This window comes from Flavobacterium sp. U410, assembly GCF_053570605.1.
On sequence record NZ_JBSEFI010000005.1, the window covers coordinates 194,149 to 206,117 of the forward strand.

Genomic DNA, 11,969 nt, shown 5'->3' on the forward strand with positions numbered 1-11,969 from the left:
TCCGATTTGTGAACCAATAATACCTGTGACCTAAATCACAATTTTACAAAATAAAAAAGACTGATAAATCAGCCTTTTCTCATTCGTATATGCGGAATATCGTCTTCCAGATACATTTCGCTTATTATCAAAAAACCGTGGGATTCATAAAACTTCTGCAAATATTCTTGTGCTGAAATGGTTATGATATCTTCTCCGTAAAAATCGGAAATCGCCTGAATTGATGTTTTCATCAAATCGTGTCCGAATTTTTTATCGCGATATTTCGGACTCACCACAACTCTTCCTATAGAAGCTTCATCAAAGTAATATCCTTTATCAAATAATCGAGAATAAGCCGCTAAATTGCCTTGATAATAGCCTAAAACATGCAATGCCTTTTGGTCTTTACCATCAATGTCTTGATAAACGCAGTTTTGCTCTACTACAAACACTTCCGATCGCAATTGCAATAATTCATACAACTCAACCGTAGAAAGTTCGTCAAATCGCTTTATTTTAAATTCTAAATTCATTCAAAAAATATCTAATAAAAAAATGTCACTCCGATCATAAGATTTCTCCCTTCGCTCGAAATGACAATTATAATGTTGGTTTTTATTATTTCAGAAATTTTACTGATTTGATAATCGCTTCTAGTTCAAACACTAAATCGCGTTTGGCTTTCGACGGATTATAAGTGAATCCTTCCAATACTAAATAACGGTTATTCTTTTCATCGCGAATGGCATAATTGATAAACGGTCCCGCCATGAAATCATTTTTCAGTTCCCAAGTTCCTTTGGTTTCGTACGTTTTTCTGCCTTTAATAGTCGTATTAAAAAGGTAAGGAGCATAGGCTTCTTCGGTAATCATCCAAGTGTTGTCTAATGTTCCGTGGATGAACTCTTTTCCAATAGAATCGCGCATTGCTATTATATTCCCGATAGTATTGGTGTCTTTGTCAATAACATTCAACGGAACTTCATACACTAAAATACTGTTATATCCTGATGAAAATTCTTTTCTAATCCAAAGGAATTTATCTTTCACCATATCGTATTTGTATCCGAAACCAATGTTCATTTTAACACCAAAACGCTTTTCTACCTCTTTATCGCTAATCAAGGATTTATTCAATCTTCGTTGGTTTTCAGTAATTTCAGACGCTTTAATGCTCTTGATTATTTCCGGAGTTTTTTCTTCAATTAACTGTAAAAGTTCTTCATTGGTTTTACCCACTAAATAGAAAACTTTCTGCGGCTTAGCAAACTCATTATCTTTTTCTACGAAACCTGTTCTGTTTCCTTTATTAATGATCACAATATTGCGACTTTTACGAATAATACCTTCAAAAATTTTAACCGGATATTGATTTAGGTTAAACAACGGTTCTTCTTGTGGAAGTGCATCTACCGGAGCTGCAAATTTCTTACGAATAGAATCGCCTATTTCACCATTCCAAAGGTTTTCATCAATAACAACTGAAACATTGTTTATTTTTCCGTTTGATTCCGGCAACAAGGCTTTATCATCTTGTTTTTTGTCTTCACACGATAAAAAGAATAGGGCACTTACAGCGATAATAAAAAACTTCTTCATTTTATAAGGTTTACAGTTATAATAGAGTCCCGAAATTAACCGTTTATTTTCAGTTTCATTCCCGGTTGAATATTATTACTGCTAATATCGTTCCACTTTTTTAAATTCTCGGCAGAAACACCCGGAAATTTTTTTGCAATGGAGTATAATGAGTCTCCTCTTTGTACTGTATAATATTCGCCATTCCCTCTGTTTACAGATACTGAAGACGATCCGGAACCATTACCATTAGAATAAATTTTTAAAGTTTTTCCGGCTTGGATAACATTACTACGCAGATGATTCCATTTTTTGATATTAGTAATCGAAGTTCCATATTTATCCGCGATTAATCCGATACTTTCTCCTGAACGAATTTTGTGATAAATTAAACTTCCTCCCGAATTTGAACTTGCTAAAGCAGTATTGGTAACTGAAATCTTTTCTTTTTGAGAATCCAAATAATCTACGTAAGCATAAATTTTTTCTTCGTTAGAAACAAAAACACCCATTTTGTTTTTAGGCAAACGTAAAAAATGTGCTTTTTCAGTCGTATACGGGATGACATTGATTTTATAAATAGGATTCAAGAATTCAATTTGTTCAACCGGAACATCTAAAATATCAGAAATTTGTTGAAAAGACAATTCTCGTTTAACAGCAATCGTATCGGTTTCAAAATACGTCATTGGTGCTTTATTTGCTTTAATGCCGTGTTCTTTCTGATATTCGTAAATGTACATTGTTGCTAAGAAAGCCGGAACGTAATTAGCCGTTTCTTTGGGTAAATTTCTACGAATGTTCCAATAGTTTTGACTTCCTCCCGAACGGCGAATGGCTTTGGAAACATTTCCAGGTCCGGCATTATACGAAGCTAAAACCAAACTCCAGTCACCAAAAATTCCATATAAATTAGATAAATATTGACAAGCTGCTTCCGTAGCTTTTAACGGATCGTAGCGCTCGTCAACATACGAATTCACTTCTAAGTTATACTGTTTTCCTGTTGGGTACATGAACTGCCACAAACCGGTTGCTCCTACACGCGATCTCGCTTTAGGGTTTAACGCTGATTCTACAATGGCTAAATATTTAATTTCCAGCGGAACATTGTACTTCGCTAAGTGTTCTTCGAACATTGGAAAATAATATTCCGAAATGGCCATCAAACGCTCAAACGAAGCTTTTCTGTTCTTCAAAAATGCTTTGATCACATTTTCTAATGCCGGTGTATATTCCACATTGAAAGGCGATTTTGCATCTAGTTTTGCCAAACGATCTTTTAAAACATCAATCGGTAAATCAAAAGTTACGATAGAATCAATATCTGTTGTTTCTACATCGGTTAACATTTCTTCAAAAATCTCTTCGTTTGACAATTCAGCCATCCAACGTTCATCAATACACGTGCTGGTATTGTGATTCACAAAAGTAACCTTAAGCGAATCTAAATACGACAACTTCGGTAACTCCAATGTAGGTTCCGTTAACTCTGTTTCTTGTGAAAAAGCTGTTAATGAAACTACTACTGCTAAAGCTGATAATCTTATTTTTTTCATTATTTGTAGTGTTTAGTTTGGGGCAAAACAAACATACGCATTTTTTACTTAATCTAAAATAGCCGCAATTCCCGGTAAAGTTCTTCCCTCTAACATTTCCAACATAGCACCTCCACCTGTTGAAACATAGCTTACTTTATCTTCAAAACCAAATTGTTTTACGGCAGCCACACTGTCACCACCTCCTACAAGCGAAAACGCTCCGTTAGCAGTAGATTCGGCAATGAAATCACCCATTTTGATAGTTCCTTTAGCAAAAGATTCCATTTCAAAAACACCTAATGGACCATTCCAAAGGATCGTTTTTGAATCTAAAATAATGCGTCTGAAAATCTCTAATGATTTTGGCCCTGCATCTAAACCTTGCCATCCGTCAGGAATATGATTTACATCCACTTCTTGTGTATTAGCGTCATTTGCAAAAGCATCAGCAGCTACAACATCAATCGGCAAATGAATTTGAACGCCTTTTTCTTTCGCTTTTTTCAAAATTTCAATAGCCAATTCTAATTTATCATCTTCACAAATAGAATCACCGATTTTTCCGCCTAAAGCTTTCACAAAAGTAAAAGTCATACCACCACCAATAATCATGTGGTTTACTTTATCTAAGATATTCTCGATAATCGTAATTTTTGACGAAACTTTACTTCCTCCTAGAATTGCCGTTACCGGTTTTACTGAATCGTTTAATACTTTGTTGATACTTTCAATTTCTTTAGCTAAAAGCAGACCAAAACATTTTTTATCGCTAAAGAATTGAGCAATAATTGTTGTAGAAGCGTGCGCACGGTGTGCTGTACCAAAGGCATCATTCACATAAATGTCACCTAATTTGGCCAATTTTTCAGCAAAAGCCACATCTCCTTTTTCTTCTTCAGCATAAAAACGAAGGTTTTCCAGCAAAATAATATCTCCTGCTTTTGCATCAGCAACAACAGCTTCTACTTTATCGCCGATACAGTCGTCAACAAAAGTTACTTTTTTTCCTAAAACTTCTTCTGTTTTAGCTACAATATGTTTTAATGAATATTTTTCTTCAACTCCTTTTGGTCTACCTAAATGACTCATCAAAATTACACTTCCGCCATCGCTCAATATTTTATCAATGGTAGGTTTAGCCGCCTCAATACGAGTAGCATCAGTTACATTGAAATTTTCATCTAAAGGAACATTAAAGTCTACTCTAATAATTGCTTTTTTGTTATTGAAATTAAAGTCGTTAAGTGTTTTCATTTTTTATATTATTTTTGGAATACTTGCAAATATAAAGTATTGCCAACTACAAATTTAAAACATATATCATATTTAGCATATTTTTTAACGGAATCGTTTTCGTATTTTCAAAAATTAAAATTTATGGTTTAGCATTTTTTGATTAGGTTTGTGATATGTTATTTCAAGACGTTTTAGGACAAGAACATATTAAAAACCACCTGATTAGAACTGCTAACTTAGGAAGAATTCCGCATGCACAACTTTTTGTGGGTCCCGAAGGCAGCGGAACTTTACCCATGGCTATTGCTTATGCGCAATATATTTTGTGCCAAAACAAAGGGGAAAACAACAATGGGAATGAAGCTTGTAATTTAAAATTCAATCATCTTTCGCATCCCGATTTGCATTTTGTGTATCCGGTGACCACAAGCGAAGAAGTGAAGAAAAATGCAACCAGTGCCAGTTACTTAACACAATGGCGTTCTTTTGTGATGGAAAATCCTTATGGAAATCTGTTCGATTGGTTAACGTCAATTGGTGTACAAAACAAACAAGGGCAAATAGGAGTAGACGAAGCCACAGAAATCAACAAAGCCTTAGCACTTAAAGCTTATGAAGGCGGATACAAAGTGATGATTATTTGGATGGCTGATAAAATGAATACTGCGGCTTCCAACAAATTACTGAAACTCATTGAAGAACCGCCTGCCAAAACCATCTTTTTACTCATTACCGAAAATCAGGATGAGATTCTTCAAACCATACAATCGCGTTGTCAAGTCATTGATTTTTTAGCGGTTGACGAAAATTCGATTGCTCAATCGTTGATGAAACACAAAGGTTGCGAAGAAAATTTGGCCTACAAAATTGCGCATCAATCCAACGGAAATTATAATAAAGCCTTGCATTTATTTCATCGTGATGCTGACGAATTTCCTTTTGAAAAATGGTTTATCGATTGGGTTCGAAGTGCTTTTCGTGCCAAAGGAAATGCAGCCGCTATTTTAGATTTGATTACGTGGAGCGAAACCATAGCCGGACTTGGGCGAGAGGTTCAAAAGCAATTTTTGTACTATTGTATCGATTTTTTCAGACAGGCTCTTTTGCAAAATTACGGCGTACAACCCTTGGTTTACCTAGAAACAAAAACAGAAAAATTTGAACTTCAAAAATTTGCACCTTTTGTGGATGGCGGCAATATTTTACCCATTTTTAAAGAACTGGAAGATGCTATTTACCACATTGAACGCAACGGAAACAGCAAAATCATTCTAACCGATTTATCTATTAAACTAACACGACTTATTCATAAAAAACAATAAACTATGATTCCTCAAGCAGCACCTATTTTAATTTTGATTTTACTAGCCGTAACCTTTTTACAGTCGGGTTATGATAAAATAAAAGACTGGAAAGGCAATGTAGAATGGTTGAAAAGCCATTTTAACGGTACTTTTTTAGCTAATCAAGTTCCATTAGCGCTATTCGTTATTTTAATTCTTGAAATTTGTTCGGGCGTTATGAGCGTTTCGGGCGTTATCGAATTATTCAACACACCAAAAACGACTGTAGGCTATTATGGCGCGGTTTTATCGTGTATTACGCTTTTGTTTTTGCTTTTCGGACAACGCGTTGCTAAAGATTACGACGGTGCACGAACCATCGTTATCTATTTCATTCCGGCCGTTTTAGTCGTGTATTGGTTAGGCTAACGACGCTTTATACAAACGCAATTCATCCCACGTAAATTGGTCACCATACGCTTCTTTGAGTTCACTTAAACTTTCGCTTTGATAGGTTTTAAAAGCCTTTTGCAATTCGGAAATTTTATCTTCCGGTAAAATATCGGAAAGTTGTACTTTTTCCATTTGTATCAATTTTGAAAAGTGATTCAAAATGGTTTGGTTGGTCAATTTACGTTGTTCAGCTATGTCTGAAATCGAAAAATTTTGTTGCCAAAGTTCAAAGGTTTCTTCAATAGTTGATTTCTTTGGTGCTTTTGATTTTTTCTTTTTCGGTTTTTCGTAATACGTGGCGTCATCGTCTAAATCTTCATCCAATAACGAAGCAAATTCTTTTCTAAATCGATCGGCAACAGTAACTAACTTGTTGATTTTATAGATAGAAGCATCGGTTGTTACCCAATTTTCTTTTTTGATTTCTTTGCCTTCCGCCACAATTTCGATTAGTTTTTTCGCCTTTTTCAAATTTAAAACGGCTGTAATCTGAAGTTCTTCCAAATCGGTTAGCTCTTCGTAAAATGCTTTTACTTTTTTGGTTCGCTTTATTTCTTCAATTTTCAACAAAAGATCTTCTGTAATTCCGTCCAAAATCTTAAAAAAATAATCATACGCCGCATGGCAACGCTCTTGAATAAAAGCCAAATCAGGATGTTCTGCGGTAAAAAGTTTATACAACTGCGACTGAAATTTTTGAGAAGGATCTTCCAAAGCCGCCATTTTCTCGAATGCCATTTTCGCCCACTGATCGTGTTTGGATTTTGGCGATCTTGGTGCTTCCGCTTTAAAACTGAACACCAAATTGCGCCATTCTTGTATTACTGATTTGAAATTGAAATACTTGAGCATAGATTGCATCAAAAACTTTTTAGTTTCCTGTTGTAACGAAGCTGCTAAAACCTGCTCGGAAGATTTATTTTCGGCATAACCCAAGACTTGTTCGTCGCTAGAAAGCCCATTCATTCGGATAGGAGCAAGCAAAATAAGCCCTTTTAACGAACGCAAACGCGAAAGTGCCACATAGGCTTGTCCAGGCGCAAAAACTTGCGATACATCGAGCGCGGCTTTGTCAAACGTTAGACCTTGACTCTTGTGCACGGTTATGGCCCAGGCCAATTTGATAGGGTAGTGGACAAATGTTCCGATGACTTCTTCTTCCACTTCCTTGGTATTTTCATTGATTTTATAACGAATATTTTGCCATTCGTATTTTTCTACTTCAATGGTTTTGTTTTCTTCGGGAAAGTGAACCAAAATTTCGTTTTCGGATAACGAATGAATAACGCCCATTTTTCCGTTGAAATATTGCTTTTCAAAATTCAAATCGTTTTTTACAAACATGATTTGGGCGCCCACTTTCAATTCTAATCTTCCCTCCAAAGGAAAAATTTTTTCGGGAAATTCGCCCACAAGTTCCGGAAAATAGGAATACGATTTTCCTTTTAAGTCTTTCAATGACTGTTGGTTTATAGCATCCGCTTTTGCATTGTGTGTGGTCAGCGTGATATAGCCTTTGTTCTTTTTGAGATCAAAATCAGGTTGCACAAATTGATTGAGCACTTGTAAATCGCTCGACGTAATTTTATTCTGACGAAGATTATTCAGTACTTCAATAAATTCGCTATCGGTTTGACGGAAAATCTTTTCCAACTCAATATACAACAACGGATGCTGCTGAATGACATGCGAATGGAAGAAAAACATGCCTTGGTAATATTTGCACAACACTTGCCATTCTTCGTTTTTCACTACCGGAGGCAACTGCAACAAATCGCCAATAAACAATACCTGAACGCCACCAAAAGCTTGTTTGTTTTGGCGAACTCTTCGCAGCATAAAATCCATAGCGTCTAAAACATCGGCGCGAAGCATAGAAACCTCATCAACGATCAGCAATTCCATATTTCGGATAACAGACCGTTTGGTGGCATTCATCTTAAAATGACGCGTTAGTGTAGCGCGACTTTCAAATTTTATGCTTCCCGAGAAATTGGAATTTTCTTCGTGATTGGGCAAAAAAGCAGCAAACGGCAGCTGAAACAACGAATGAACAGTTACTCCGCCTGCATTAAGCGCAGCGATTCCGGTGGGTGCAACAACAACCGTATTTTTATGCGTGGTAGCAATGATCTCTTTGAGTAAAGTGGTTTTTCCGGTGCCGGCTTTTCCGGTTAAGAAAAGAGAGGTATTGGTTTGATTGATAAACTGTAAAGTGTACTTGGCTTCGGCTGATAAAAATTCCATGGCTTGTATTTTGAATGACAAATATATAAACTAAAATACTATTTATTAATTTGTAATCAAAATACTATTCTTCTAAATTCAACTGTTACAATTTATAACTGATGCCCAACATTACAATTCGGGGTAAAATGTAAGTTGTGGTATTGGAGATCAAATAATCGGAAAAACTGTTGTTAATTTTTGTACCGTTGTTGAGGAAGTTTTGCGCAGAAAGCTCAAATCGGAATGGGTTATTTTTCTTTTGGTAACTCAAAAAAGCATTGGCAATTCGGTAATTGTTGTTTTGATTGTTGCTGTTTCGGTTAAATGTTACTTCGTAATCGGTTTTAAAATTGAAATTTTTCAGAAAATCAATATCCAAATCAAAAGTGATTCTATCGTTTGTAAAATCAGATTGGGTTAAACCTGAAAATTGACTAAAATCTTTGGCATAACCCACACTTACTGACGGCCATTTTTTGGTAGCTGTTCGCAATTTTAATCCTAATGACTGATTGTTTCTGTCGTTTGATGTTGTGGTTCCGTTTAGGGTTTGCACGTAATTGAACCAACTTAAATTCGTATTCAGTTGCAAGCGGAAACGATAGATTTTTTTGGAAATATTAGCATTGACACGCCAATTGGTTTCCGGATTATCAGTAATGACCGGTGTTGTAAACTGATTGATTCCGTCAAGCTCAATTGCATTTCTAATGGTTCTCACTTTTTTATTGAAACTGGCATTGGCAAACAACATTAAACCGCGATACATACTGGTTTTAGTGTATCGCAACGTAGCCGAATGAAAGCGTTCGTTTTTCAACAAGGCGTTTCCTCTAAAAACCGAATTGTAACTTTGTAAGGTATAACGTTCTAGCAATTGTGTGGCATCGGGGAAATCGTTACTTAATTTGTAATTTAATTTTACATTTTCCGATTGATTGAATTCGTATTCGCTAGTCCATTGCGGTTCAAAATAGTTTTTATTCAACACGTAATCGGCTGCCATTTGTTTGGTCTTCAAATGATAAAAGTGTGCATACAGCGCCGGTTTATTGATCCATTTTCCTATTTTGAATTTGTATTCCAATCCTATGTAAAAATCGTTCAATGTATACTTTAAATCGTTACCAAATCCGTTGGATGCAAAATCATTGACAGAACCATCCGTTAGCAATTGCTTTTCGGAAATGGTTATGGCTGAGGTTCCGAGGTTGTTTCCCACATTGGTATACAAATGATTGAAACTGTTTAGAATCCAATAATGTTTAAATAAAGCATCTACGCTATTGCTTTTCACCCTTTTGATTTGCTGAATTTGATATTCGGTATCGTCTACTAACGGAATTAATCCAGCTAAAAAATCAGTGTCGGTAAACCAAAGATTTTGTGGTTTGTTGTGATCGTAACTTTGGTTGACTACAAAAGTCGTGGTATGATTTTTATTTTTGTATTGTTTGTGCCATTCCACATACTGCTTTAACTGAGCGTTATCAGCATTTTGAAAATTTTGAAATGTATTTTGCGCTCCGTCACGAACCGACAGGATTTGACTGGCAATATCATTGCTGCTCGCTTGAAATTGGGCGTTATAAAACCACTTTTCGCGATTGTTGGGAGAGAAGTTTAATTTTACGTTTCCGATTCCTAAAATCGCTTTATTTTGCGTAGTACTCGTTTTGTCTTCAAAAGTAAACGCACTGTTCTGCAAATATTCGTTTTGAGCTTCACTTAAAGAAGCGGTAAAGAGTTTTGAAAAGATACCAAAGCCTTCCACATCTAATTTCGGGTTGATTTCCTGACGAAAATTAAGCGCTGCAAATTGTGATTTATTTTCCACCACATCCGTATTATCGGAAGCGAAGTTGTACAAATTGGTCAACTGTTTTCTACCGGAAATAAAACTGCTTGCTCCGCCTTGAAAGCGCATCATGTCTTCAAACGAAAAGGTTCGTTTTCCAATATTGTTGAGGTCGCCAATAAAACTGACATTGGTTTTTGGTGCATAATAAAACAAACCTGTGTGCCCGAGATAAAATCCGTTGTCATTGGCTACTTCGGCAGCGGCTTCTACATCGCCAAAGATAAATTTCTTTTTATCTTCTTTGAGTTTCACATTCATGGCTAAGTCTTCGCTGTCGGAAACTTGCTTTAAAAACTCAACTTCGTTGAAATTATCGATAACTTCTACTTTGTCTAACGCATCGGCGGGAATGTTTTCTACTGCTAATTTAGTACCGCCACCAAAAAACGATTTGCCTTCTACGAGCATTTTGGTTACTTTTTTACCTTGCACGGTAACCGAACCGTCTTTGGCTACTTCTACGCCGGGCATTTTTTCGAGCACTTCTTTCATTTTGCGCTCGTTGCCATTGGCAAAAGCTTTAACGTCGTAAATAAGCGTGTCTTTTTTAGCTACAACAGGTTGGTAATCATAGTTAATCACGATTTCTTTTAACTCTTGTCCGGTTTCTTTTAGTTTAAAAATATGTTCGCGAATAGTAAAATTAGCCGGAAGGTTTAAGACTTCTTCCTGAAAACCCAGATAGGAAACTTTAACCTCGTAAGGCGTGTTTTTCTCCAATTCTAATTTGTATCGCCCTAAATGATCGGCGATGGAGAATTTTAAACCGGCTTTTTCAACCAAGGGTTTAGCAATAACATTAGCATTTTGCAAAGGTTTGCCTAAACTGTCTTGCACCACACCGGTTAAAGTTTGGGAGAAGGAGAGGAATGGGAGAAAGAAAAATAGAAAAAGATATTTTGACATTTATGTTCTTTTAGTTTCTTGAGTCTTTCAATTCTTTTAATTCTTTTTCCATTTCCTGTGAATTATATTCTTCAATATTTTGAGGAATAGTAATATTAGTATTTTTTGAAGACAACTCAATTTTTGTTGCAAACCAAGTTTTAAAAGACTCACTTAATTCTAAGATTAATCCTGGTAATAAACCGCCATATCGCAAAGGACCAAACCTATAGGGTAATTGTGGACAGTACCAAGCGGTAACGGGAAATTCTCGGTCTTTTCCATTCCAATAGAATTTATGAATTGTTGTGGCTTTATAACACGTATAACCACTTATTTCTTTAGTTTCATTGTGTAGTTCCCATTCATAATCAGCAGTCTTGTTTCTCAATTCCCTTAACCCATTATAATACATAGCGAACTCATAAACAGAATCTTTTTCTAAATCTGTATAATATTGATCATCATATTTAAAATAACTTTTCACAATTTCTACATAAATTGGTTTAAACTCATCTGATGGCATATATTTCAATGCATAGAATTTTGACATTTTATTATTAAATATCATTTTAAACTCCAAGGTTTTGGCAATAATATCTGTATGATAATATTGTTCATAAAGTGCTTTATTTTCTATTTCTATTTCTTTGGTTGCACGAGCTTCATTTATATAACTACTATAATATACTGCTCCTGATTGAATTTGTGCAATGGAATAATTAAAAAATAAAAGTAAAAAAAGGACGTTTTTCATTGTTTTTCGATTTAAAAACAAGGACGTTACCTTGACATGTAACGTCCTTCAAATTCTATTTTAGATTAATATCCTGGAAATGGTTCATCACAACCGTTACTTGTGTAACAAACATTCATATTGTGTCTCCAAGTAATTAATCTAGGATCATTTCCATCGTCCAA

The 11,969-nt window shown here is 35.4% G+C and carries 9 protein-coding genes; 2 read left to right on the forward strand and 7 right to left on the reverse strand.

What is annotated here, in order from left to right:
• Positions 1-68: 68 nt before the first annotated feature.
• The 4 genes from ACUSJC_RS05815 to ACUSJC_RS05830 form a co-directional block, all read right to left on the reverse strand.
• A complete protein-coding gene (locus tag ACUSJC_RS05815; protein WP_449268615.1) occupies positions 69-515 on the reverse strand; it encodes a GNAT family N-acetyltransferase in 447 nt (148 codons plus the stop codon).
• A gap of 85 nt (positions 516-600) precedes the next feature.
• Entirely contained in the window at positions 601-1,581 is a 981-nt protein-coding gene (locus ACUSJC_RS05820) for a DUF4837 family protein (protein WP_449268616.1), read from the reverse strand.
• Between the two features lie 35 nt (positions 1,582-1,616).
• Positions 1,617-3,119, reverse strand: coding sequence for a LysM peptidoglycan-binding domain-containing protein (locus tag ACUSJC_RS05825; protein ID WP_449268617.1), 1,503 nt, complete (start codon positions 3,117-3,119; stop codon positions 1,617-1,619).
• Positions 3,120-3,167: 48 nt separating this feature from the next.
• The gene (locus ACUSJC_RS05830; protein ID WP_449268618.1) at positions 3,168-4,355 is read right to left on the reverse strand and encodes a phosphoglycerate kinase; all 1,188 of its coding nucleotides are present in this window, start codon (positions 4,353-4,355) and stop codon (positions 3,168-3,170) included.
• A gap of 155 nt (positions 4,356-4,510) precedes the next feature.
• On the opposite strand from ACUSJC_RS05830, the gene ACUSJC_RS05835 reads away from it, so the two are divergent.
• Both ACUSJC_RS05835 and ACUSJC_RS05840 read left to right on the forward strand, forming a co-directional pair.
• Positions 4,511-5,659 carry a DNA polymerase III subunit gene (locus ACUSJC_RS05835; protein ID WP_449268619.1) on the forward strand — a complete coding sequence of 383 codons (1,149 nt, stop codon included), beginning with the start codon at positions 4,511-4,513 and terminating at the stop codon, positions 5,657-5,659.
• Positions 5,660-5,665: 6 nt separating this feature from the next.
• Positions 5,666-6,049: a DoxX family protein gene (locus ACUSJC_RS05840; protein WP_449268624.1), complete on the forward strand. Its 384-nt coding sequence runs from the start codon at positions 5,666-5,668 to the stop codon at positions 6,047-6,049.
• On the opposite strand, the gene ACUSJC_RS05845 is transcribed toward ACUSJC_RS05840, so the two are convergent.
• From ACUSJC_RS05845 to ACUSJC_RS05855, 3 genes are all read right to left on the reverse strand, one after another.
• Complete coding sequence (locus ACUSJC_RS05845) at positions 6,041-8,320, reverse strand: helix-turn-helix domain-containing protein (protein ID WP_449268620.1); 2,280 nt, start codon at positions 8,318-8,320, stop codon at positions 6,041-6,043. The genes ACUSJC_RS05840 and ACUSJC_RS05845 overlap by 9 nt on opposite strands.
• 85 nt (positions 8,321-8,405) lie before the next feature.
• On the reverse strand, positions 8,406-11,069 hold the full coding sequence (locus ACUSJC_RS05850; RefSeq protein ID WP_449268621.1) for a TonB-dependent receptor: 2,664 nt from the start codon (positions 11,067-11,069) through the stop codon (positions 8,406-8,408).
• A 10-nt stretch (positions 11,070-11,079) separates the two neighbouring features.
• Positions 11,080-11,805, reverse strand: coding sequence for a GLPGLI family protein (locus ACUSJC_RS05855; RefSeq protein WP_449268622.1), 726 nt, complete (start codon positions 11,803-11,805; stop codon positions 11,080-11,082).
• Positions 11,806-11,969 lie beyond the last annotated feature (164 nt).